Below are 24,253 nucleotides of genomic sequence, written 5' to 3' on the forward strand. Positions count from 1 at the left end.
GCCCGTGAGGGCAGAAAACCAAGGCTATGCCTTGGTTTTCCAATAATCAGCGGCTGAAAATCGGGGTTTTCGGCATCTCCAAGCCGTCCATTTGCGGCTGGTGGGTAACTTGTTCGGAGAATCCTTAGAGGATTAGGACGACCTTACTTTCCAGAATTCTGATATGGAGAGTAAGGTTGTTCATGCCAATTTCATTTCGTCACTATACACTTAGCGATTGCGTAAACACTCATACGGAACCGCTTAGCACTCACTATTGCAATAATTCGGTGAGAACTCTTGGGCATGACGAGCCATCAGTTACACCTGAAGAACATCAAAAAACGATAATTACCAGCTCTCTCTCTACTGATCCTCCATCACTCTTTAGACATGCCCATATATTCATGACTAAGGAGCACGCAGCATGTCAAAACTAAAATACAAAAAAAACATAGACCAAAACCGCTATGAGTCTAAAGCCCATCGCGTGCTTATAAAAAATTTCCGATTCCACAGTGTAAAATCAACTTCGATAGAGGGCCATACCGACCTCAATAAAAACCTCAGCGAACACTTCAGCACCGATAATTACAGCTACCTCCCTAATTTTCCCATCTTAATAACAAGCGACAAAGTCCCCTGGGAAATTTGCACCCTCTACCTTCTAGCAAAAATAGAGAGTGACGGAAAGTATGAACCCAGAACCATCCGAGGAATAGCCGATCATCTATTAGATTATCTGCGCTTCCTCGAAGAGGAAAAATTGTCATACCTCCACTTTCCAGAGAACAACCTCTTGAAGGTTACGTATCGATATAGAAGCCGTCTCATAGAACAAATGTCATATGGCGAAATCTCGCCCAGCGCTGCTAAATTTAGAATCAATGCGGTAGTTAAATTTTACAAAGAAATTGTCGATTGGAAGCTCATAGACCCAGAACAAATCAAGAATACCCCATTCGAGAACACGACCAAGCTAATCAGCATTAGCTCAAGCCACGGAGCAAGAATCCCGCTGAAAATAATGTCCCACAACCTGGTAATCAAGGTACCCAAAAAACAAAGAGACCCAGAATACATAAATGATGGCGGAGACCTTAGGCCTCTGACAACTAGAGAACAAGAGCTAATGCTAACAGCCTTAAAATTCTCTTCCCGCGAATATCAGCTAATGTTCTATTTAGCGCTTTTCACAGGCGCTAGAATTCAAACAATTGGCACCCTACGAGTCAAGCATATACAACGAGCCCTAGATCAATACGAAAATTTAAGACTCCCTATTGGTCACGGCACGGAAATAGATACTAAATATGGCAAAAACATGACACTACAGATACCTGGCTGGTTAGTCAAAGATATGTTGATATATTCAAGAAGTCCGGAGGCCCAAAAGCGACGCCAGAGATCTTTCTACGGCGACACTGATGAAAACTATTTGTTTCTAAGCAAAAATGGCATTCCCTACTATACCAGCAGGAAAGAAATCATTGACAAGGGCCGCAGAGAGGATCCCAAAGACAACAAGGGCTTCGGGAGCCTGAGAATCACGGCACTGCAGGATGGCGCAGCGCTTAGGCAACACATACACGCAATACTGATGCCTCGCATAAAGCTCGAAAACCCTGAATTTCAAAAGTTTAAATTCCATGATCTTCGGGCCTCCTTTGGCATGAATCTACTTGAGAGTCAATTACAGATACGGGGTAACGATAACATCACAGCAGCCCTAGACTACACACAACAACGAATGGGGCACTCCAGCAAGCAGACGACTCTCCAGTACTTAAATTATAAATCCAGGCTGGAATGGAGGAAGACAATTCAACACGAATTTGAATCCAATCTATTCATGTACATAAACACCTCGAACCCAGTTTCAGCCACTTATGTCTAGCGATTTTATTAATCGAACCATTACTTACATCGAACTGAAAGACCAAGACATCGAGGTAGTTAATCCGCAGTTTGCAGTATTGATCGCTAAAACGCTGTCTGGCAAAAACTATTTAGATGTCGGTGCATTCTGCTACAGAAAGAGGAGCAACATAGTACCCAACAGGACTGGATGCCCGGTAGTTGCTGACTCAATAGATCCTTCCAGAATCACATTCGTGAGGAACCTAATTGAACATTTAAAATCCTTCAATAACGGCATTACTGTAGTTAGTAAATTCGGACACATCAAGAGCTTTATATCCTGGATCGATTCGCAATATGAGTATTTCTCTTTCAATAATCCCGCCTCATTAAAAGAAGCCTATAGAAACTATACAAACTTTTTACTACACCGAATGAGAATATCAGGCTTAAGCGGTCAACAAATTAAGGCTGTTACCGCAGCCAAATACCAAGCCCAAGCGAGAATGGTAGTAATGCTTGCTTCAGATGTGAGTGAGCCTGAAATCTTGGCATCCACGACTGTTATCAAGAAGAGCCGCAAGGAAGGACTTGGGATAGACATTGAACTGCCAAGCAGTGATACACAATCACGAACATTTGCAGCACTTATAAATTATCTAGACGAAGCCCACCGAGTGCTCGTAGAAGGTGGGAAATTTCCAATGATACTAATTTCACCTGACGACGAGACCTATTACCTCTATTCATTATTAGGAGCCACAACAAAAGCTAACCAAGCCCAATTTAGTCCGGCCTCCCTTCTTGTCCGATCACCTACTTTCCCTAGCTGGCACGATACGATTAATCACTTTAACTTGTCTGGTCGCAACAATTTATCACTGCTAGAAAAAGGCATTTATGACAAGTCACACCAGCGCTTTAAAAATAACAACGAAAATTTACGATCTGAGTTGAGGCGCCGTATTGGAAACCATGCAATTGTCGCAGGAATGACGGCTTTCATGGCCGCGACCGGCTGCAATCTTAGTGTAGCTCAGAACCTGAAAGTGGATACTCTCAATATCGTCCCCAGCACTCAAGGTAAGCGTTTTTCCGGAACGAAAGGTCGAGCAAATGGTAAGGAGGTTTACCCAGAGTTTGGAGCTCAGTTTGCGCCTATCTTTAAAACATATCTCAAGCTGAGACTATGGGTACTCAACGGCGAAAAAAGTGACCTGATATTCCCTATAGCATCTTTGAAACATGAGTTTAAATCTCCAAATCGGGCAAATATCACTTGCTTCAGGTCGCACCTATTAAAAGCACTTCCCAAGACGACCTGGGTCATATCCGAACACTGGAGAAAAAATGTTAGTTTCCAATATGTAAAATTGAGCGGCGGTGATTTAACGTTGACCGCTGAGAAGCTTGGAAATAACGAGTCAACCGTCAAAGACAATTATTGCAGACCAAGCTTGGAGGACTACGCTAGAGAGATGTCAACATTTTTCGCATCCGCCCACCAAGCAGCAATAGACCGAACGCGATCTACACCACAGATTCCTGTAAACTTTATTGACCATAGAAAACCTGAAACCACCACAGGTGTAGGCTCATGCGAAAAAAGAACCAACAGTAAACCTGAACGCGCCCAGGGATTCACCTCATTTGCGCCCGAGCCATCTTGCCGAGCACCAGAAAACTGTTTGTTTTGCACATTTTATGCCGTACATGCGGATGAAATGGATATCCGCCGTCTGCTTTCGTTACGTTTTTTGATTGACTCGGCAAATGTAAACCGATCATCTGAACGCTGGACATCCAAGTTTGGCCCTATCATACACCGAATCGACGAAATTCTCTCAGCGATTAGAGAGTCTGGAAGCGCCAGCGACCATCTTGTAGACACTATTCATAACCAAGTTACACTCGGTGCACTGGACCCTTTCTGGTCTATACACTTCGATGCCATGGTGATTACAGGAGTGGTTTCTTGAGTATTATATCAAGCTTAAAACTAGATCAATGGGAAGAATTTCAACTCCCGGACTCTTGGTCTAGCAACCTACAAGCGACGGAGCCCGACGCCAACTTTGTAATTTCAAGAGCTACCGACGGATCAGTAACCTCGCGATACAAAGACAATGTTTGGATTATGAAGATGTACGACGCAAGCGGAGTTTGCGTTTACAACTTTAATAACTGGCACTCCGGACGCACCACCCAACTGGCTGAACTGATATCAACGGAAATCAAACAAATACAATTTGCGCGACTCTATTTATACCCCGATCCGCGCAAGCCCGTCTCAAAGGTGATGACACCCCTACTAAAATTAGCGAGACTAGCCTTCAAAAACAACATATCAATTAGAGAATTATTCTTAGCGCCTAATACAGAGCTCATATTGGCGCCAAGCTATACAAGTTTAAAACGAAACCCTATGCACGAAGTACTCAGCTTACTCAAGGAGCTTTACGAGCTAACACTAATGCATCCAAGTTACACGTTAAGCATTCGTGACCATAAGGTCATCGAACAAATGCAAATCCTCTTCGATAGGTTTCCTAAGCCTCAGTGCGACAGCCCACAACAGACTAAGCTTATACCATCGCGCATCTACTCCGCTCTCATCGTGGCACTTAACAAAGAGCTAGAGGCGTTCAATAATCACAGCGATGCGATTTATGAACTATTCAAACAGAAGAAAACTAACCACCTATTCGGCTTAGGAACTAAAGCATCTCAATACAAAGCAAGTATTTCTTGGGAAGTCGCAGTGCAGGAGGCAGACCTTGAGTTCTTTTTCAATGAAAAATCAATCACAGATTGGCACAGACTTTTCCATTACATCAACGAAATACAAAGTGCTGCTCAATATTGGGTACATCTATTTTCAGGAATGCGGGCAAATGAAGTACGGCACCTCCCTGCAGATACCTATACCACAATCAACGCCAACGGCTCAAACATAAGCATACTGCGTGGATACACATCGAAGTTTTCCGGACAAAATTATACGAAAACATTTTGGGTAACTGCTAGCATTGTTGAAATAGGTATCGCTGCGGCCAGAAAAATTGGTGAAATATGTGCAATACGGCATGACTACCAGTACTCAAACTTGAGCCAATATCCACTTTTTCCAGCCTTAATCCAAACCCAATCGAAAACGGGACACCAAGTGTTTGAAGGTGCCCCAGTGGTGTGCCGATCTATCAAGAGCCGAATAGATCGACTTTTAAATCGCTGGCCTGACCTATTAGTTCAGGAATGTGACATTCAAGAACTCGAAAGATTCGATGGCTTTAAAGACTGGCGCAATGATTCGGACATCAAAGCAGGCCAGATCTGGCCATTGACAACCCATCAATGTAGACGTTCCCTCGCTGTATACAGCGCACGCTCAGGCTTGGTATCACTTGGAAGCTTGGCACTACAATTTAAACAGCTAACAGAGGCAATGGCATCTTACTATCGCAGAGGTAGCATTTTTGCAGAAAACTTCTTGATTTCTGATGAATCTGCTAGATGGCTAGATGAGCTAGAGCAGGAACGGCGCATAGCTCAGTATCTAGACTATGAATCAAACGTATTAAATTCAACCAGTAGACTATGGGGCGGAGAGGGCAAAAGAATTCAAGTAGCTCGAGATAAAGGGCAACCATTAATTATCACTACCGATCGCGAGATGACCCTACGGAAATTCAAGAAAGGTGAAATGGCCTACAAAGATGGGCCAATTGGTGGATGCACAAACTTAAATAGCTGTGACAAGATATCTTTCACCAATATCTTCGCATGCATCTACTGCGAAAAATCTATACTTGACGACTCTCGGAGCTTAAAAAGAATTAGTCGAACCCTTCACAAAATCAAACAGGAGCAGAAACTCTATGACGCACAGTCTCCACTTCGCAGACAGCTAGAATTAGAGATCAAAGAAATTTACAGAGAACTTGAAAAACACAACTTGCTTGAGACGATGGAGAATTTGCAATGAGCGCCATTGAAAACTACCGCGCAGCGCTACAAAGACTAATTTCCGGCACTCCCCTTGTAATTAAAAAGCCTTATCACATCAACAATGACACAGTTGCACTTGAAGCAGGACGAAAGCGTGGATCAATTAAAAAGGGCCGCCAACAGAATGAAGCATTGATAGCAGAAATACAGGCTGCAACAGTGGCACTGGAGTCTTCTACAAAGCTTTCATCCTCGCTAGATACTACTCACAACAATCGCTCAGCTCAATCAACTCAGACACAGCTCGATGAACTGCGAGCAGACTATGAAGTTTCCCTTCAAAGAATTGTTTCTCTTTTACGCGAAAACCATTCACTCAAGCAGTCATTGAGAAAATTCAATTCTGAAACACCCACCTTCAAAGTACTTTCACTTGGACGTCGACCTTAAATCACTCCGATAGCTTGATGCAGCGCTCAGAGGTCCATATAGCTCTTTGTCCATATGGACAGCCTGCTCATAGTTCCACCTCACAGAATACACGCTCCGAGCAATGTCTATATCCGCTCTGCTGTAGACTATTGTGACCACGAAATCACCGACGACTGGAACCTATCGGCGCTATGGGAAGAAACCGCCTACGGCCACCCCTTCTCGCGGCGGATCATCGGCAATGCCCTGCTCGGCTACCTGCTGTGCCAGGCCTGGGGTAACGACCCGCAGGGTTGCAAGCCACTGGTCGGGCAATGCCAGGCGTTGAACAGCCAGACCCACGATGAGCTGATCGGTGCACTGCTGCGCTTCCAGGGCTGGCAGTTCAGCCTGCCCACCAACCCACCCTTGCTGGTGCTGGACACCCGCACTCGCCGCTGGCGCAGCGAAAGCAGCCTGGCCAAGCCGTCCGGCCTGCTCGACTGGGAGGCGCTGAGCGAGTTGCAGCAAGCACTGCTGGACCACCCATCGGCGATCATCGTGTCGCCTGCGCCGATTTTTGGCGTGAAGCTGATCGAGACAGTGCAGAAGCTGTTCAGCTGGCTGGGCTACCCGCTGCTGGTGGATGCCGAGAACTGGATGGCCCACCGCGGTGCAGCGCAGGTCATCCTCAACATCTTCCGCCACTCGCGCACGCCGGGGCACTACGTGGTGCTGTCCGGCGATGTGCATTACTCGTTCGTCTATGAAGTGCTGATCCGCCACCGCCAGCGCAGCCCGCACTTGTGGCAGGTGACCAGCAGCGGGATCAAGAACGAATTCCCGCGGCGCCTGCTGGATGTGCTCGACCGGCTCAACCGCTGGCTGTATGCGCCACGCTCGCCGCTCAACTGGTTTACCAAGCGGCGGGAAATGGAGGTGGTGCCGCGTACGCCCAGCCATAGCAAGGCTGGCGAGCGGTTGTGGAACGGTGCGGGGTTGGGGCAGGTGTTCTTCGATGAACAGGGGCGGCCGGCGCGGGTGTATCAGCTGGATGCGGGTGGGGGTGAGGCTACCGAGTTTACGCGGCGCGGGTGATCAGGCAGGTAATGCTTGTGTTGGCCTTGCCGGCCTCTTCGCGGGTAAACCCGCTCCCACAGGGGCAACACAGGTTTCGAATGCAACGCAGTACCTGTAGGAGCAGCCTTGTGCTGCGAAGAGGCAGGTATGACAAAAGATATTCTGTGGCAGTGCTGGCCTCTTCGCAGCACAAGGCTGCTCCTACAGGTGAGTGCCTGACTCAAGACTGGTGCATAACCTGTGGGAGCGGGTTTACCCGCGAAGAGGCCGGTACAGGCTGAAGATCAGGTCCGCTCCAGCGCATTGACCAGGTCATGGAAGGCTTCGCGGTTGGAGTCGTTCAGGCCCATGAGGATCTTGTGCGCCTCCAGCACCTTGGAGCGCACCACATCTTCGTTCTGGTCTTGGGATGGCAGGTCGGTCAGGCATTCCGGACACGGGATCGGCCGATCGACGATGTTGAACACCTGATCGAAGCCCATCGACTGCAACAACCGGGAAATGTCCGGGTTGGTGGTGACCACGGTCGGCAACAGGCCCACCTTCTGGCGCGACAGGATCGACAGCTTGGCCAGCAGGCCCAGGGTAGTGCTGTCGATGCTCTCGGTTTCGGTCAGGTCGATGACAATCGCCGAGAAGTTCAACGCGGTGAAAATCTTCTCGATCGTCGCATCCAGCGCCGAACACAGGGTCAGGCGCACTTCACCGACGAATTTCAGGACGAAGGTACCGCTCTGCTCGGCGAACTGGATTCTACCGGTACTCATTGAAGGTTCCTGCTCAACACCAATAGGGCGATATCATCCGGCATCTCCCCAAGCGTAGCCAATCCGAATCGTTGACGCAGCCCATCCAGGCTGCCACCTGCTGCCCTGACGATTTCCGGCAGGGCGGTTTCTTTATCTTTGAGCGTATCACCCGGCAAAAGGTCCAGAATGCCATCGGACATCAGGCTGAGGCTGAACTGCGGCGGCAGCTCCACTACCAGGTCCTGGTAGGTAGCCTCGTCGAACAGCCCCACCGGCAGGCCGCGGCCTTCCAGGTAGCGGGTGTGCTCGGGGGTGTGCAGCACCGGCAGCGGCAGATGGCCGCCAACGGCGTAGGTCAGCAGGCCGGTGTCTTCATCGATCACCCCGCCAACCATGGTCACGTGCTTGCCCAGCTTGCAGTTGATCAGCCCGCGGTTGATGTGGCTGAGCACCTGCGAGGGTTTGAACTCGCGCATTTTGCTGCCGCGCTTGAATTCGAACAACAGCCGTGTGGTCATGAACTTCAGCAGCACGGTGACGAACGCTGAGGACGCGCCATGCCCGGAGACGTCGGCGAGATAGAAAGCGATGCGCCGTTCGTCCACCCGGAAGTAATCGGCAAAATCACCCGACAGGTACAGCGACGGGATGATCTGATGCTCGAAGGCGAACTCGCCGGCCACCCAAGGGCTTTCCGGCAGCATGTTCATCTGCACCTGGCGACCGGCGGTCTGGTCCTCCTGCAGCAGGTGCAGGCTGGCCTCCAGTTCGCGGTTGGCGGCTTCGAGCTTGTCGCGGTAGCGCTGGTTTTCCAGCACCAGACGCGAGCGGTCGAGGGCGCGGCGCACCGAATGCTCGAGCACGGCCAGGTCTTCCAGCGGCTTGATCAGATAGTCGGCAGCGCCCAGGCGCAACGCTTCCACCGCATCACTCATGACGCCGGCACCGGACACCACGATCACCGGCAACTGCGGGGCGCGCTCGCTGACCTGGCGGATCAGTTCGAGGCCGCCCATCTGGGGCATGCGCAGATCGCAGATCACGAGGTCGGGCTGGTGTTCTTCGAAGACCTGAAGCCCCTGCTGGCCATTGCCGGCCTGGAGGACGCTGAAGCCACTGTCTTCAAGATAGGCGGCGAGGCTTGCACGGACCACGTCGTCGTCATCGATGATCAGCAGCGTTGCACTGGTTTTCTGCATGTGGGCGAACGGCGCCGATTTAGGTTGGTGCAGCGGTGTCGGCAAGGCAGACGGCCAGCTACGGGAATTCTTTATGGTCACACTCTACTTGAGTTGTAGGACAAGAACACCTGCCCGGCAACTGTCTGGCAACTGCGAGAGCTACCTTGTAAGGCGCAGACGGTACTCCCATCCGGCAGGCGTTTCAAGCATGCAAGGGTCGACCCCGGCGCACTTTACAGGGCAAATCACCGAGAGTTATAAGAAAGTCGACCAGCGCAACCCGACGGGAAGGATGCAGCATGCCCCACACGCCCTCCAGCCATGGCGAGAAACGCGATTTCATCCGCATGCGCATCGACACCGAGGTCAGCCTGCTGCACGAAGGCCAGGTGATCGCGGCAGTGTGCCTTGACCTGTCCAGCGGCGGCATGCAGGTGCAGGCACCGCAGCGCTTTCAGGTGGGGGACCATATCGAGGTACGGATCGAGTCCGAGCATCCGGCGCTGAAAGGGCTGCACGCCAGCACGGAAGTGGTGTGGATTGCCGACCAGCCGGGCGGGCAACAGAAGTTCGGGTTGCGAATTGTGGCGATGCATTGATGGCCCTGCTGGCCCCCCCTGTAGGAGCGGCCTTGTGTCGCGATGGGCTGCACGGCAGCCCCCGGATTCAGCTTCGCCGCATGAGTTGCCGGGGCCGCTTTGCGGCCCTATCGCGACACAAGGCCGCTCCTACACGGGGACTGCACAGGACCAAGCACGTGCAGGATCAGAAGTCGTCTTCGACCTCGCCATCCTTGACCTTGAACTCGCGGTTCTGCAGGTAGGCGTTGCGAATGAAGATGTACTTGTCACCCTGGATCAGCTTCTCTGCCGACAGCAGGTCGGCGCGGGTGTCGATGATGTCCAGGGCAAAGATCGAATTGCGCGTCGGCACATGGTCGATGTAGCGGTAGGGTTTGGTGTAGGTATCCGGGTACTTGGCCACGCCGTCACGCACGGTGCTCGGGCCCAGCAGCGGGATGACCACGTACGGGCCGCTCGGCACGCCCCAATAGCCGAGGGTCTGGCCGAAGTCCTCGTCGTTGCGCTGCAGGCCCATCTTGGTACCCACGTCGAAGAAGCCGCCCAGGCCGAAGGTGGTGTTGACGATCAGCCGCGCAGTGTCCACGCCCGCCGCATGGGGCTTGAACTGCAGCAGGTCGTTGGCCAGGTTGGTCACGTCGCCCAGGTTGCGGAAGATGTTGTGGATGCCATCTTCGAGGAACTGCGGGGTGACCGCCTGGTAGCCCTTGGCCAATGGCTTGAGGGCATAGGTGTCGAGGGTATCGTTGAAACGGAAGATCGGGCGGTTGACCGCTTCCCAGGGATCTTCCTCGGTGGCTGCCTGGGTGGCTGCCACGGGCGCCAGCAGCATGCTGGCGCAGACACAGGCCTGGGTGACTCGTTCGATCACACTGGCACCGATCCTACGCATAGGTGTTTCTCCATCGAATTTCTCGGCCGCAAGCGCAAACGGGTGCGCTGCTGTACGGCGGCAGTATAGAGGCTTGCGGGCTGATAAACAGCTTTACACATCTCTGCTCAATATTTTGTGAACAACTGTTGCGCGGTGCCGGTTGTCACAGGGCGGTAACAATCGCCGAATAGCCTGCGGACTATTTGAGGGAAGTTGCCATGGACAATGCACCCGCCTTCACCGCTGTGCTGTTCGGCTTGCGCGGCTGCCTGGTGCAAGCCGCCAACGGCCCCCCCTCGCCCGCCCCCGGCGCGCTGGCCACCCTCGCCAGCCTGCGCCAGCGCCAGGTGCCGTGCATCTGGCTGGACGACCTCGATGCCCCCCAAAGCAAGCGCCTGGCGCACGTACTGCCCGCCTGGCTGCCGGGGCATTCGGTGAACGGCGTGCGCTGGCCGGCGCCGAACGCCTGCTGGCAGGCCCTGATGACGCTGGACAGCGAACGCCTGGACGGCTGCGTGCTGGTCAGCGGCGACCCACGCCTGCTGCAATCTGGCCTGAACGCGGGGCTGTGGACGGTGGGGCTGGCTGCCTGCAGCCCGTTCTGCGACCGCAGCTCGCGGCAATGGCAAGCCTTGACCTCGCAGGAGCAGGACCTGGCCCGTGGCAAGGCGACGCTGGAACTGTTCAGCCTGGGCGTGCACTCGGTGATCGACCACCTGGAAGCGCTGGAGACCTGTCTGCAGGACATTGCCCAGCGCCGGCGCAAAGGCGAAAAACCCTGATACAGCACCGTTGACGCGGATCATGCAAAGCATCGGCAGGTGGATTACGCTGAAGACAGGCCAGAACCTTTGCCGCTTCGCTGAGGTCCATGGCTTGCCAAGCCATTGATGGAGAACTGCCAATGCCTGCCCGCGAATTGCAAGAGCGCCTGAACAGCTTGCGCGAGCAACTGGATCGCAACGTGCCGCTTTCGGACGAGGAGCTGGCCGCGCTGCACGAAGAAGCGCGCCAGATCGAGGCGCAACTGAAGCTTGAGGAAGCCACGCCAGACAACAACCTGGTGGACGGCGTGAACCTGGCGATCGAACGCTTCGAGGCCGACCACCCCGACCTCACCGCCACCCTGCGCAGCATTGCCAACTCGCTGCACAGCATGGGGATCTGAAAAAGCCGGGGCTGCTTCGCAGCCCATTCGCAGCACAAGGCTGCTCCTACTGGGGTTATGCGTCTCCCTGTAGGAGCAGCCTTGTGCTGCGAATGGGCCGCAAAGCGGCCCCGGCGTACTTGAACTTACTGCCGAACCAGGCGCTTGTTGTCCGGGCTGATCACCCCCGTGCTGCGGTAAGGGTTGATATCCAGCCCACCCCGGCGCACATAGCGCGCATACACCGTCAAATGCTCCGGCTGCAGCAGGTTCTTCAAGTCCAGGTAGATCCGTTCCACACACTGCTCGTGGAAGTCGGCATGCTGGCGGAAGCTGATCAGGTAGGTCAGCAGGCTGGCATGGTCCAGCGCCCTGCCCTTGTATTCGACCACCACGCTGCCCCAATCCGGCTGACCGGTGACCGGGCAGTTGGACTTCAGCAGGTGGCTGTGCAGGGTTTCTTCCACCTGTTGCTCCGGGTTGCAGCGCAACAGCTCTGGCTGCGGCTGTTCGTAGTTGCTGATGGCAACGTCCAGCTCATCGATGCACTGCCCCGGCAAGGCCACCACGCCTTGGGCCTCGACCTCGGCCAGGGTGCGCACTTTCACGCCCACCGGCTTGCCGGCGGCGGCGGACAGGTCTTTCTCCAGGCACGCCTGCAGCTCGCCAAGCGAGGCGAACACCGTCTGGTTCAACGAGTTCAGATACAGCTTGAACGACTTGGACTCGATGATGTTCGGCGAATCGGCGGGGATGGCGAACTCGCCGATCGCCACCACCGGCTTGCCCGACGGCAGCAGCCAGCTCAGCTCGAAGCAGTTCCAGTAATCCACACCCTGCCACGGCAAGGTCTGGGCAGTAACGCCCAGCTCGGCCCACTTGGCGGTACGCGGGATCGGGAACAGCAGCTCCGGGGAATAGGTGGCAATGTATTCGCTGGACTTGCCCAGCGGGGAATGTTCGGCAGCGGGATGCATGGAAACTGACCTGAAGGTTCGAAATTGCCCCTAGTCTACCGGTTTTGCACCCCGCCTTGGAGCGCAAGTCAGCGGGATTACATCTTCGTCAGTTTGGGGCAAGCCGGTGCATCGTCACGTATCATCTCAGCATCACCCAATCCCTGTGGGAGCGGGTTCACCCGCGAACACCGGCAAAGCCGGTGCCATGCACCGTGTTGAATTCTTCGCGGGTAAACCCGCTCCCACAGGGTTTTGTGCCGTTTGCTGGAGTCAATTCACCCAATGAAACTGCTGATCGTCGAAGACCAGGCCCGTACCGGCCAGTACCTGAGCCAGGGCCTGAACGAGGCCGGCTTCGCCACCGAACTGGCCACCGACGGCGAGACCGGCCAGTTCCTCGCCCTGACCGGTGACCACGACCTGCTGATTCTCGACGTGATGCTGCCCGGCCGTGACGGCTGGCAGATCCTCCAGGCCGTGCGCCAGGCCGGCCTGGACACCCCGGTGCTGTTTCTCACCGCCCGCGATGCCGTGGAGGACCGGGTGCACGGCCTGGAGCTGGGCGCCGATGATTACCTGGTCAAGCCGTTTGCCTTCTCCGAACTGCTGGCGCGGGTGCGCAGCCTGCTGCGCCGGGGCACCAGCCCCAGCCAGGACACCACCCTGGGGCTGGCCGACCTGCGTCTGGACCTGATCCGCCGCCGCGCCGAGCGCGCCGGCCAGCGCATCGACCTGACTGCCAAGGAGTTCGCCCTGCTTGAACTGCTGCTGCGCCGCCAGGGCGAGGTGCTGCCCAAATCGCTGATCGCCTCGCAGGTGTGGGACATGAATTTCGACAGCGACACCAATGTGATCGAAGTGGCGATCCGCCGCCTGCGCCTGAAGATCGACGACCCACACCCCAACAAGCTGATCCATACCGTACGCGGCATGGGCTATGTACTCGAAGAGCGCGCGGAGTGATGCGTCGGGTCTCCCTCGGCAGCCGCCTGGCCCTGCTGTTCGCCGCCTGCACCGCCGCTGTCTCGCTCGGTGCCGGCCTGATATTCAGCCGGGCCAGCGAGCAGCACTTCGTCGAACTGGACCAGCAGCTGCTGGACTCGCGCCTGTCGCTGTTCCGCACCCAGCTGGCCGGCATCACCACCCCGGCCGAGCTGCAGGCGCGCCTGCCCGCCTTGCGCGATGAACTGGGCCACCAGGCCGACCTGGCCCTGCGCATCAACGGCAGCGACGGCGCCACCTGGTTCGAAAGCCGCACAGGCCTGCCCCGGACACCGCTGCCCGACGGGCTGGCAACCTTGCATGCGCAAGGCATCGACTACCGCAGCCTGGCCGTGCACCTGGCGCAAGGCGCCCCGCAGTCGCCACAACTGACCGTGTATCTCGACATCACCCATCACCAGCACTTCCTGGAGGGCATGCAACGGCTGATCTGGCTGACGGTGGGCCTTTCGGCGCTGGCCACTGCGCTGCTCGGTGCCTGGGCTGCACGCCGCGGGTTACGCCCGTTGCGACAGATGGGCCAGGTGGCTGCCAGCGTGTCGGCGCGCTCGCTCACCACCCGCCTGCCGGTGGCACAGATGCCCGAAGAGCTGGCCGAACTGGCGACGGCCATGAACGCCATGCTGCAGCGCCTGGACGATGCCTTCCAGCACCTGTCGGCATTCTCTGCCGACATCGCCCACGAGCTGCGCACCCCGCTGTCCAACCTGCTGACCCACACCCAGGTCACCCTCACCCGCCCGCGCAGCCTCGAAGAGTACCGCGAAGCCCTGCACGGCAACCTCGAGGAACTGCAATGGATGGCGCAGATGATCAACGACATGCTGTTCCTGGCCAAGGCCGACCATGGCCTGCTGGTGCCGGGGCAAGCACCGCTGGTGCTGCATGAGGAGGTGGATGCGCTGCTGGAGTACTACGCGCCGCTGGCAGAGGACAGCGGCGTGCAGATGCTGCGCGAGGGTGAGGCGCTGCTGCAGGGCGACCGGCATATGCTGCGCCGGGCGCTGTCCAACTTGCTGGACAATGCCTTGCGCTTTACCCCGTCGGGTGGGCAGATAAAGGTGACATTGGGGCCAGGGCCGAGGATTGGCGTGGCCAATACCGGGGCGGCTATCGAGCCGGCGGCGCTACCGCGATTGTTCGACCGCTTCTACCGGGTGGACCCGGCGCGGCGGGAAGGCAGTAGCGAGCATGCCGGGTTGGGGTTGGCGATTACCCGGTCGATCGTGCAGGCCCATGGTGGGCGCATCAGGGCGGAGTGTGCGGATGGGTGGACGCGATTCGTGATCGATTTCACTGAAGACCAGTGACATCGGGGCTGGCACGCCACCCTGTGGGAGCGGGTTTACCCGCGAACACCGGCGAAGCCGGTGCCATGCACCGTGCTGGATTCTTCGCGGGTAAACCCGCTCCCACAGAGCCGCTCAAATAACCTGAAGTAGACATTAAACCGCCAGGCCAATCGCCGGCTGCACCTGCGATGCCCGATAAGCCGGGTAAATGGTCGCCAGGAAGCTCATCACCAACCCGGCAGTGCAGATGATCGCCACATCGCCCCACTGTAACTGCGACGGCAAGCTGCTGACGAAGTACACATCCGAAGTAAAGATGTGCTGCCCGCTCACCCGCTCCAGCCAACCGACGATCTGGCTGACGTTGAACGCCGCAACCACCCCGAGCACGCCACCGATCAGCGTCCCGACAATACCGATCAGGCTGCCCTGGACCATGAACGTGCCCATAATCTGCGCCGGCGTGGCGCCCAGGGTGCGCAGGATAGCGATGTCCGGCCCCTTGTCGTTCACCACCATCACCAGGGTGGCGATGATGTTGAACGCTGCCACCGCAATGATCATCAGCAACAGCAGGCCGATCATGGTCTTTTCCATCTTCATGGCGCTGAACAGGCTGCCCTGGGTATGCGACCAGTCATCGGCACGGTAGGCATCACCCAGCCCGGCAGCGATGGCCTTGGACACCTGCGGTGCGGCATACAGGTCGTGCAGCTTCAGGCGCACGCCCTGCACCTGGCCCGGCGCCCAGCGCTGCATGGCGCCGGCATCGTCGACGTGAATGTAAGCCTGCGAGCCGTCCAGCTCGGCGCCGACCTTGAAGATACCGACCACGGTCAGGCGCTGCATGCGCGGGGTGATACCGCCCGGCTCCTTGCTGATTTCCGGCACGATCAGGGTCAGTTTGTCGCCGGTATTCAAGCGGAAGCGCCGCGCAGTCAGCTCACCGATGACCACGCCGAACTCTCCCGGCTGCAGGTCCTGCAGGCGGCCCTGGACGATATGCTGGCCGACGATCGAGACCTTGCCCTCTTCGGCCGGGTCGATACCGCCGACCTGGATCGGCTGCATCGCGCCCTTGTACGACAGCATGCCTTCCATTTCGGTAATCGGCGCTGCCGCCATCACCGCCGGGTCGCGCATGGCCGCGTCGGCGACCTTGTGCCAGTCGTCCAGCGGCTGCACGCCGAGGATGGCGGCATGCGGCACCAGGCCGAGGATGCGCGAACTCATTTCGCGCTGGAAACCGTTCATCACCGACAGCACCACGATCATCGCCAGCACGCCCAGCGACAGGCCGATCATCGAGGTCATCGAGATGAACGAGATGAAGTGGTTGCGGCGCTTGGCTCGGGTGTAGCGCGCGCCGATGAAGATGGGCAAGGGTCTGAACATGTACGGAAACACCCAATGAAAACAGGAAAACGGGGCGGCACCGGCCACCCCGTGCAGTCGATCAGATCGCCACCAGGTGGCCGTCGTCGAGCTTCAATACACGGTCCATCTGGCGCGCCAGGTTGAGGTCGTGGGTGACCACCAGGAACGCCGTGCGCGACGCACTGGACAGCTCCTGCATCAACTCCTGGATGCCCTGGGCGGTGTGGTGGTCGAGGTTGCCGGTCGGCTCGTCGAGCATTACCAGGCCGGGGCGGTTGACCAGTGCCCGGGCAATCGCCACCCGCTGGCGCTCACCACCGGACAACTCGGCCGGCTTGTGGTTGAAGCGGTGGGCCAGGCCAACACGCTTGAGCAGCGCCTCGGCACGCTCACGGGCCTCGGGGATCGGCGTGCGGCCGATCAGCAACGGCATGCACACGTTTTCGATGGCAGTGAATTCCGGCAGCAAGTGGTGGAACTGGTAGACAAAGCCCAGCTCGCGGTTGCGCAACAGGCCACGGGCACGCTCGCCCAGTGCCGACAGCTCCTCGCCGGCCAGCCAGACGCTGCCCTGGGTCGGCCGGTCGAGGCCGCCCAACAGGTTGAGCAAGGTACTCTTGCCCGAGCCGGAGCTACCCACGATGGCTACCCGCTCACCGGCGTGCAGCTCGAGGTTGAGCCCGGACAGCACCTGCACCGACTCCGGGCCCTCGTCGTAGGACTTGCCCAGGTTGCGGCAACTCAGAACGGCTTTATCACTCATGCGCGACTCACTCATAACGTAGCGCCTCTGCAGGCTGGGTGCGGGCCGCACGCCAGGCCGGGTACAGGGTGGCGAAGAAACTCAGGACCAGCGCCGCACCACAGACCATGTATACGTCCTGGGCCTGGATCTGCGACGGCAGGTAATCGATGAAGTACACGTCGGCGTTGAGGAACTTGTGCCCGATCAGTTTCTCGATGCCGGCGATCACCGCGCTCACGTTCAGCGCGGCGACGATCCCGACCACGGCGCCGATCAGGGTACCGATCACCCCGATCACCGTGCCCTGGACCATGAAGATGAGCATGATCTGCCCAGGCGTCGCGCCCAAGGTACGCAGAATGGCGATGTCGCCACGCTTGTCGTTGACCACCATCACCAGGGTGGAAATGATGTTGAACGCCGCCACCGCCACGATCAGCAGCAACAGCAGGCCGATCATGGCCTTTTCCATGCGGATCGCCTGGTACAGGTTGCCGTGGGTGCGGGTCCAGTCACGGCTGTAGAACTCCTGGTCACCCAGGCGCTGGGCGATGTCCCAGGCCACCCGCGGCGCCTGGAACAGGTCGTCGAACTTCAGGCGCAGGCCCTGGACCTGGTCAGGCTTCCAGCGGTGCAGCCGGGACAGGTCGCTGATGTTGGTCAGGCCCAGGTAGCCGTCGATTTCGCCCGCGCCCACGTGGAAGGTACCGACCACGGTGAAGCGCTTCATGCGCGGGAACATGCCGGCCGGGGTCACGCTGACCTCGGGGGCGACGAAGGTGAGCTTGTCGCCGATGCCCACGCCCAGCTTGGCCGCGGCCTTGTCGCCGATCATGATGCCCCACTCGCCCGGCGCCAGCTGGTCCAGGCGGCCTTGCAGGACGAACTTGTCGATGATCGACACTTCGCGCTCGCGGGCCGGGTCGATGCCGTTGAGCAGCACCTTCTGCACCTTGCCTTCGTGGGTCAGCAGGCCCTGCATCTGGGTGAAGGGCGCAACCGCCACCACCTGCGGATTCTGCTTTACTTGTTGGGCAAGGGCCGGCCAGTCGGCAATGGGCTGGCCGCTCTCCAGCGTGGCATGGGGGATCATGCCCAACACGCGGGTACGCATCTCGTGGTCGAAACCGTTCATGACCGAGAGCACCACGATCATCACCACCACGCCCAGGGCGAGGCCGATCATCGAGGTCAGGGAAATGAACGAGACGAAGTGATTGCGACGTTTGGCACGGGTATAACGCGTGCCGATGAATGCGAAAAGAGGTCTGAACATGTCGGGGCTTGTTCGGATGAAAGGGAACGTCCTTGTGGCGAGGCGCCTACGGCGGCTTTACACTCGGACCACCGCCGCTACCTTGGGTTCGCCATGACGACATTAGACGAAGAAGATCGCCGCGAATACTACCGCATCGAAGATCGGATCGCACTTCAAATCAGCCCCCTCAGCGCGGCCGAAGCCCTTGACCCAGATGTGTTGCAAGATGATTCGCCTCTGTTCAACCTGCTCAGCGAGCTGCACCTGTCCGACTTCGAGTCGCAGCACCTGCTGCGCCAGCTGAGCGAGAAGGACCGCACCCTCGCCGCTTTCCTGCGCGCGCAGAACAAACGCCTCGACCTGCTTAGCGCAGTAGTTGCCCAGACCCTGCTCGGCGAAGTTGGCCAGCCCCAGCCGGTGGTCATTTCCGAGGGCGGCATCGAGTTCGCACAAGCCACAGCGGTTGCCCCCGGCACCCGGGTGAAGGTGAAGATGGTGCTGATGCCGCGCGCCCACGGCCTGCTGCTGCGCGGCAAGGTCACCCATTGCGACCCGCGCCCGGAGGGCGGCTTCGAGATCGGCACCGAATTCACCGACATGACCGACGCCCAACGGCAATTGCTGGCCCGCTACATCCTGCAACGCCAGCAGCAGCAACGGCGCCAACAGCTGGAACAGAACGACCCCGCCTCCTGAGCCCATTTTTCTCTGATTTGAAGGAACGAACGTGACCCTGATCTACGGCCACCGCGGCGCCAAGGGCGAAGCGCCCGAGAATACCCTGAAGAGCTTCCAGCAATGCCTCGCCCATGGCGTGACCCGCTGCGAGCTGGACCTGCACCTGTCGGCCGACAACGAGCTGATGGTGATCCACGACCCGACCCTCAAGCGCACCACCGGCAAACGCGGCAAGGTGGTCGAGCACCCGGCCGCAGACCTGGTCAAGATAGATGCCCGCAAAGGCGGCCCGGGCCATGTCCAGCCCTGCCCGATTCCGAGACTGGAAGAACTGTTCCAGAAGTGCCCGTTCGAGCATTGGCAGCTGGAAGTGAAAAGCGCCTCGCGTACCCGCGCCGCGACCACCGTGCTGGCGATCCGCGAACTGGCCCAGCAGTACGGCCTGCTGGACAAGGTGACCATTACCTCCAGCTCACGCGAAGTGCTGGGTGCCGCCCTGGAGCTGGTGCCGGACGTCAAACGCGGGCTGGTGGCCGAATACGCCTGGCTCGACCCGCTGAAGGTGGCACAGAACTACGGCTGCGAGCTGCTGGCATTGAACTGGACACTGTGCACCCCCGAGCGCCTGCTCAAAGCCCAGGGCCAGGGTTTGCACGTGTCGGTGTGGACGGTCAACGAACCGGCACTGATGCGCCGGCTCGCTGACTTCGGTGTGGACAGCCTGATTACAGACTTTCCCGGTTTGGCCAGGACCACCCTCGGGCAGGGTTGAAATCGGTCTCTCCGACCGGCTCAGGCCACCGGTCGGAGCCGCTCAAAAAAGCCGGTTCAGGCCATCGTAGGCAGCTACCCGATAGGCTTCGGCCATGGTCGGGTAGTTGAATGTGGTGTTGACGAAATACTTCAGGTTGTTCAGCTCGCCCGGCTGGTTCATCACGGCCTGGCCGATATGGACGATTTCCGAAGCCTGGTAGCCGAAGCAGTGTACGCCCAGCACCTCAAGTGTTTCGCGGTGGAACAGGATCTTCAGCATGCCTTGCGGCTCGCCGGCGATCTGTGCACGAGCCATGCTCTTGAAGAAGGCTTTGCCCACTTCGTACGGCACCTTGGCCTGGGTCAGTTCCTGCTCGTTCTTGCCGATCGAGCTGATCTCCGGAATGGTATAGATACCGGTCGGCACATCATTGACGAAGCGCCAGCTGCCATTATCCACGATGCTGCCAGCGGCAGAGCGGCCTTGGTCATGAGCGGCACTGGCCAGGCTTGGCCAGCCAATCACGTCGCCGGCACCGTAGATGTTCGGCACGCTGGTGCGGTAGGCCTCGTCGACCTCGATCTGGCCGCGGCTGTTGACCTTGATACCGATGTTTTCCAGGCCCAGCTTGTCGGTGTTGCCGGTACGGCCGTTGCACCACAGCAAGGCGTCGGCCTTGATCTTCTTGCCCGACTTCAGGTGCAGGATCACCCCGTTGTCCAGGCCTTCGACGCGCTCATACTCTTCGTTGTGGCGCACGGTGATGTTGTTGTTACTGAAGTGGTAGCTCAGCGCCTGGGAAATTTCCGAGTCGAGGAAGCTCAGCAACTGGCCACGGTTGTCTACCAGCTCTACCAATACACCCAGGCCGCTGAAGATCGAGGCGTATTCGCAACCGATCACGCCGGCTCCGTACACGATCAGCTTGCGTGGGGTGTGGCTGAGGCTGAGGATGGTGTCGCTGTCGTAGACGCGCGGGTGGTGGAAGTCGATATCGGCCGGGCGGTACGGGCGCGAGCCGGTGGCGATGATGATGTGCTTGGCGTTGAGCTTTTCCACCACACCGTTCGGGCAGACCACTTCGACGGTCTGCTCGTCGGCGAAGCTACCGGTGCCGAAGAACACGTCCACGCGGTTACGTGCGTAGTAGCCGGTGCGCGACGCTACCTGCTTGGCGATGACCTTCTCGGCGCTTTTCAGCACGTCGGGGAACGAGAACCAGCGCGGCTCACCGATGGCACGGAACATCGGGTTGGTGTTGAACTGCATGATCTGCCGCACCGAGTGACGCAGTGCCTTGGACGGGATGGTGCCCAGGTGGGTGCAGTTGCCCCCGACCTGGCGACGGCTATCGACCATCGCCACCTTGCGCCCTGCTTTGGCGGCGTTCATTGCCGCACCTTCCCCGGCCGGGCCGGAACCCAGCACCACTACGTCGTAGTTGTAGACAGCCATGCGTACTCCTTCAGAACTGGCCCGCAAGCCACGGTCGCTCGCGGGGCGCGATCATGCCGCCGGGGCGTCATGAGAAAATTCGGGTGCAGTCTAATCAAGCGTGAACGCCGCGCACATTAACCCTTGGTCGCGTCGTAGGCCAATTTTGCCCGCACTACATATGTGAGCCATTCCCTGGCGGCGATCATCCCTGCTTGTGCTTTCACTCGCCTTTCACTGCCCGTTCGAATGCGGGCGTAGCTCGGGAGACGAAGCCACCCTCGGCCCGAGTCACCAATACCGCGGCAAGGCCATGCGCCACGGCAAAATCCCAGCCACGTTCCGGGCCCAGGATCAACAGCAGCGTCGAATAGCCGTCGGCCTGCAGCGCCGAGGCATCGAGCACGGTGACCGCGGCCAGGTCGTGCTGCACCGGGCGCCCGAGGCGGGCATCGAAGGTGTGCGAATAGCGCCGGCCATTCTCCTCGAAATAGTGCCGATAGTCACCCGAGGTCGATACCGAAAGGCCGTTGACCGGGATGATCTGGCGGGCTATCTGGCGATCTTCGCGGGGTAGCTCCAGGGCGATGCGCCAGGGGCTGCCATCCGGTTTGCGGCCGGCGGCCTTGAGCTCGCCGGTGGCTTCGGCGACAAAGTTGGCCACGCCCATGGCCTGCAGGCGCGCGGCGATCAGGTCGACGGCATGGCCGGCGGCGATGCTGTTGAAGTCGAGCTTCACCGGGGCGTCCTTGCACAGGGCCTGGCCGTCGATGTGCAAGTGCCGGTAGCCCACGCGCTGGCGCACCTGGGCCAGGGCCGAAGGGTCGGGCACCTTTTCGTGACGGGCCTGGGGGCCGAACCCCCACAGGTCGAGCAAGGGTTCGACGGTAAGGTCGAAGGCGCCGCCGCTCTGCTCGGCCAGGTGCTGACCAAGGCTGACCAGCTCGAGCATGTCGGTCGGCAGCACCAGGCACTGGTTGGCGGGCAACTGGTTGAAACGGCTGATGGTGGAGTCGCCGCGGTAGGTCGAGTAGTGCTGATCGATGTCGTGCAGGATGGTTTCGACTGCCGCCTGCACCTGAACCGGCGCCGGGCCGCCGGGTTCGCGCACGTACTGGATGCTGAAGCTGCTGCCCATGGTCGGGCCGCCCAGGCGCTCCAGGGTGGGGCCCTGGTTGCAGGCGGTGAGCAGCATGAGGATGAACAGCAAGGCTGTGCGCAAGGTTCGGGCTCTCGGTTGCCTGTGCCGGCCTCTTCGCGGGTAAACCCGCTCCCACAGGTATACCACTGCCCTCACGGACGACGCGGCCCTGTGGGAGCGGGTTTACCCGCGAAGAGGCCGGCACAGGCAACACAAATTCTGGATAAAAAAACGGGAACCCGAAGGTTCCCGTTTTTTCATTGCCTTACAAGCGTATCAGTGCGGAAACGCTGGCGGGTTCACACCGGCCATCTCTTCCATCACACGAACCACCTGGCAGCTGTAACCGAATTCGTTGTCGTACCAGACGTACAGAACAACGCGGTTGTCATTGCAGATGGTCGCTTCGGCGTCAACCACACCGGCGTGGCGCGAACCGACGAAGTCGGTCGAAACCACTTCCTGCGAGCTGACGTAATCGATCTGCTTGTGCAGTTCCGAGTGCATGGCGGTCTGGCGCAGGTACTCGTTGATCTCGTCGCGGCTGGTGGCCTTCTCGAGGTTCAGGTTGAGGATGGCCATCGAAACGTTCGGCGTCGGTACGCGAATGGCGTTGCCGGTCAGCTTGCCCTTCAGCACTGGCAGTGCCTTGGCGGCAGCAGTGGCGGCGCCGGTTTCGGTGATGACCATGTTCAGCGGCGCGGCACGGCCACGGCGGCTGCCCTTGTGGAAGTTGTCGATCAGGTTCTGGTCGTTGGTGAACGAGTGAACGGTTTCGACGTGGCCGTTGACGATGCCGTACTGGTCGTTGATGGCCTTGAGCACCGGCACGATGGCGTTGGTGGTGCAGGAAGCGGCCGAGATGATCTTGTCATCGGCAGCGATGTCGCCGTGGTTGATGCCGTGCACGATGTTCTTCAGCGCGCCCTTGCCAGGTGCGGTGAGGATCACGCGGGCAGCGCCCGGGCAGGCCAGGTGCTGGCCCAGGCCGTCGGCATCACGCCATACGCCGGTGTTGTCGACGATCAGCGCGTTTTCGATGCCGTACTGGGTGTAGTCGACTTCGCTCGGGCTCTTGGCGTAGATAACCTGGATCAGGTTGCCGTTGGCGGTGATGGTGTTGTTGGCTTCGTCGATGGTGATGGTGCCATCGAACGGGCCGTGCACCGAGTCACGGCGCAGCAGGCTGGCACGCTTGACCAGGTCGTTCTCGGCGCCCTTGCGCACGACGATGGCGCGCAGGCGCAGGCCGTCGCCGCCACCGGTCTTCTCGATCAGGATGCGCGCCAGCAGGCGGCCGATGCGGCCGAAACCGTACAGGACAACGTCGGTGCCCTTGCGCGCCGAAGCGTTCTGCTGGCCAACTACCTCGGCCAGTTCTTCACGGACGAACTGCTCGGCAGTGCGGCCATTGCCTTCCTGCTTGAACTTGTTGGCCAGCTTGCCCAGGTCGACCGAAGCGGCGCCCAGTTTCAGCTCGCTCATGGCCTTGAGCAGGGGGAATGTCTCGTGGACGGACAGTTCGGTTTCGTCGGCTTGACGATGACGCGCAAAGCGGTGCGCCTTGAGGATCGAGATAACCGAACGGTTGATCAGGCTACGGCCATAAATCGAGCTCACCACGTTGTTGTTGCGGTAGAGCTGACCGATAAGCGGGATCATCGCTTCAGCCAGGGCTTCACGATCGATCCACTCACCAAGACACTGGTCGGGCTTCTGAGTCACGGGAACCTTCCACATGTAGGGACAGAAAAAAGGGGCTACATTATGACGCCCCAACGCGTTGCGGGCAATGAGCGCCTG

General features: G+C 58.3%; 21 protein-coding genes and 1 pseudogene. 12 read left to right on the forward strand and 10 right to left on the reverse strand.

The genetic code is table 11. The features are described from left to right. The first annotated feature begins 406 nt into the window (after positions 1-406). From WM94_RS15045 to WM94_RS15055, 5 genes and pseudogenes are all read left to right on the forward strand, one after another. On the forward strand, positions 407-1,876 hold the full coding sequence (locus WM94_RS15045) for a site-specific integrase (RefSeq protein WP_061551562.1): 1,470 nt from the start codon (positions 407-409) through the stop codon (positions 1,874-1,876). Beyond that, positions 1,869-3,818, forward strand: a complete 1,950-nt coding sequence (locus tag WM94_RS30150) for a hypothetical protein (protein WP_156485976.1) — start codon at positions 1,869-1,871, stop codon at positions 3,816-3,818. Before WM94_RS15045 ends, WM94_RS30150 begins: the two co-directional genes overlap by 8 nt. Further along, the gene (locus tag WM94_RS30155; RefSeq protein WP_156485977.1) at positions 3,815-5,824 is read left to right on the forward strand and encodes a hypothetical protein; all 2,010 of its coding nucleotides are present in this window, start codon (positions 3,815-3,817) and stop codon (positions 5,822-5,824) included. Before WM94_RS30150 ends, WM94_RS30155 begins: the two co-directional genes overlap by 4 nt. Then, on the forward strand, positions 5,821-6,237 hold the full coding sequence (locus WM94_RS30160; protein WP_156485978.1) for a hypothetical protein: 417 nt from the start codon (positions 5,821-5,823) through the stop codon (positions 6,235-6,237). Before WM94_RS30155 ends, WM94_RS30160 begins: the two co-directional genes overlap by 4 nt. Positions 6,238-6,372: 135 nt before the next feature. Beyond that, positions 6,373-7,296 (forward strand): annotated as a pseudogene (locus WM94_RS15055) (alkaline phosphatase family protein); the annotation flags it as partial. A gap of 266 nt (positions 7,297-7,562) precedes the next feature. Here WM94_RS15055 and rssC read toward each other — a convergent pair. Then, positions 7,563-8,045 carry an anti-sigma factor antagonist RssC gene (gene rssC / locus WM94_RS15060; RefSeq protein WP_013971741.1) on the reverse strand — a complete coding sequence of 161 codons (483 nt, stop codon included), beginning with the start codon at positions 8,043-8,045 and terminating at the stop codon, positions 7,563-7,565. Next, positions 8,042-9,226: a two-component system response regulator RssB gene (gene rssB, locus WM94_RS15065; RefSeq protein WP_015269551.1), complete on the reverse strand. Its 1,185-nt coding sequence runs from the start codon at positions 9,224-9,226 to the stop codon at positions 8,042-8,044. Before rssB ends, rssC begins: the two co-directional genes overlap by 4 nt. A gap of 281 nt (positions 9,227-9,507) precedes the next feature. Between rssB and WM94_RS15070 the strand changes: the two genes are divergently transcribed. Further along, positions 9,508-9,807, forward strand: a complete 300-nt coding sequence (locus tag WM94_RS15070; RefSeq protein WP_013971739.1) for a PilZ domain-containing protein — start codon at positions 9,508-9,510, stop codon at positions 9,805-9,807. A 166-nt stretch (positions 9,808-9,973) separates the two neighbouring features. On the opposite strand, the gene WM94_RS15075 is transcribed toward WM94_RS15070, so the two are convergent. Beyond that, positions 9,974-10,681, reverse strand: coding sequence for a VacJ family lipoprotein (locus tag WM94_RS15075; protein WP_015269550.1), 708 nt, complete (start codon positions 10,679-10,681; stop codon positions 9,974-9,976). 200 nt (positions 10,682-10,881) lie between these two features. On the opposite strand from WM94_RS15075, the gene WM94_RS15080 reads away from it, so the two are divergent. Together WM94_RS15080 and WM94_RS15085 are read left to right on the forward strand one after the other, a co-directional pair. Then, positions 10,882-11,445: a phosphonoacetaldehyde phosphonohydrolase-related protein gene (locus WM94_RS15080; protein ID WP_061551564.1), complete on the forward strand. Its 564-nt coding sequence runs from the start codon at positions 10,882-10,884 to the stop codon at positions 11,443-11,445. A gap of 122 nt (positions 11,446-11,567) precedes the next feature. Beyond that, complete coding sequence (locus tag WM94_RS15085) at positions 11,568-11,831, forward strand: DUF4404 family protein (RefSeq protein WP_004376395.1); 264 nt, start codon at positions 11,568-11,570, stop codon at positions 11,829-11,831. A 125-nt stretch (positions 11,832-11,956) separates the two neighbouring features. Here WM94_RS15085 and queF read toward each other — a convergent pair whose 3' ends face one another. Further along, positions 11,957-12,787 carry an NADPH-dependent 7-cyano-7-deazaguanine reductase QueF gene (gene queF, locus WM94_RS15090; RefSeq protein WP_039614140.1) on the reverse strand — a complete coding sequence of 277 codons (831 nt, stop codon included), beginning with the start codon at positions 12,785-12,787 and terminating at the stop codon, positions 11,957-11,959. Positions 12,788-13,051: 264 nt separating this feature from the next. Between queF and cinR the strand changes: the two genes are divergently transcribed. Both cinR and WM94_RS15100 read left to right on the forward strand, forming a co-directional pair. Further along, positions 13,052-13,732 (forward strand): two-component system response regulator CinR, encoded by a 681-nt coding sequence (gene cinR, locus WM94_RS15095; RefSeq protein ID WP_015269546.1) that lies wholly within the window; start codon positions 13,052-13,054, stop codon positions 13,730-13,732. Next, positions 13,729-15,081, forward strand: a complete 1,353-nt coding sequence (locus WM94_RS15100) for a heavy metal sensor histidine kinase (RefSeq protein ID WP_061551565.1) — start codon at positions 13,729-13,731, stop codon at positions 15,079-15,081. The genes cinR and WM94_RS15100 overlap by 4 nt, the downstream gene beginning before the upstream one ends. Before the next feature lie 135 nt (positions 15,082-15,216). Here the strand turns inward: WM94_RS15100 and WM94_RS15105 are convergent, their stop codons facing one another. The 3 genes from WM94_RS15105 to WM94_RS15115 all read right to left on the reverse strand — a co-directional run bounded on the left by WM94_RS15105 (position 15,217) and on the right by WM94_RS15115 (position 18,461). Continuing rightward, positions 15,217-16,458: a lipoprotein-releasing ABC transporter permease subunit gene (locus tag WM94_RS15105; protein WP_015269544.1), complete on the reverse strand. Its 1,242-nt coding sequence runs from the start codon at positions 16,456-16,458 to the stop codon at positions 15,217-15,219. Positions 16,459-16,519: 61 nt separating this feature from the next. Then, complete coding sequence (gene lolD / locus WM94_RS15110) at positions 16,520-17,203, reverse strand: lipoprotein-releasing ABC transporter ATP-binding protein LolD (RefSeq protein ID WP_169774647.1); 684 nt, start codon at positions 17,201-17,203, stop codon at positions 16,520-16,522. Positions 17,204-17,210: 7 nt separating this feature from the next. After that, the gene (locus WM94_RS15115; protein ID WP_015269543.1) at positions 17,211-18,461 is read right to left on the reverse strand and encodes a lipoprotein-releasing ABC transporter permease subunit; all 1,251 of its coding nucleotides are present in this window, start codon (positions 18,459-18,461) and stop codon (positions 17,211-17,213) included. A gap of 93 nt (positions 18,462-18,554) precedes the next feature. Between WM94_RS15115 and WM94_RS15120 the strand changes: the two genes are divergently transcribed. Then, on the forward strand, positions 18,555-19,139 hold the full coding sequence (locus tag WM94_RS15120) for a PilZ domain-containing protein (protein WP_004376405.1): 585 nt from the start codon (positions 18,555-18,557) through the stop codon (positions 19,137-19,139). Positions 19,140-19,170: 31 nt separating this feature from the next. Next, a complete protein-coding gene (locus tag WM94_RS15125) occupies positions 19,171-19,893 on the forward strand; it encodes a glycerophosphodiester phosphodiesterase (protein ID WP_061551566.1) in 723 nt (240 codons plus the stop codon). Positions 19,894-19,935: 42 nt separating this feature from the next. On the opposite strand, the gene sthA is transcribed toward WM94_RS15125, so the two are convergent. The 3 genes from sthA to WM94_RS15140 form a co-directional block, all read right to left on the reverse strand. After that, the gene (gene sthA, locus WM94_RS15130) at positions 19,936-21,330 is read right to left on the reverse strand and encodes a Si-specific NAD(P)(+) transhydrogenase (protein ID WP_013971726.1); all 1,395 of its coding nucleotides are present in this window, start codon (positions 21,328-21,330) and stop codon (positions 19,936-19,938) included. Between the two features lie 202 nt (positions 21,331-21,532). Beyond that, positions 21,533-22,531 carry an FAD:protein FMN transferase gene (locus WM94_RS15135; RefSeq protein ID WP_061551567.1) on the reverse strand — a complete coding sequence of 333 codons (999 nt, stop codon included), beginning with the start codon at positions 22,529-22,531 and terminating at the stop codon, positions 21,533-21,535. A 195-nt stretch (positions 22,532-22,726) separates the two neighbouring features. Beyond that, positions 22,727-24,190 carry a glyceraldehyde-3-phosphate dehydrogenase gene (locus WM94_RS15140; RefSeq protein ID WP_031324543.1) on the reverse strand — a complete coding sequence of 488 codons (1,464 nt, stop codon included), beginning with the start codon at positions 24,188-24,190 and terminating at the stop codon, positions 22,727-22,729. Positions 24,191-24,253 lie beyond the last annotated feature (63 nt).

It is taken from the genome of Pseudomonas sp. ABFPK (assembly GCF_001586765.1).
In the GTDB taxonomy this organism is placed as follows: Bacteria; Pseudomonadota; Gammaproteobacteria; order Pseudomonadales; family Pseudomonadaceae; genus Aquipseudomonas; species Aquipseudomonas asiatica.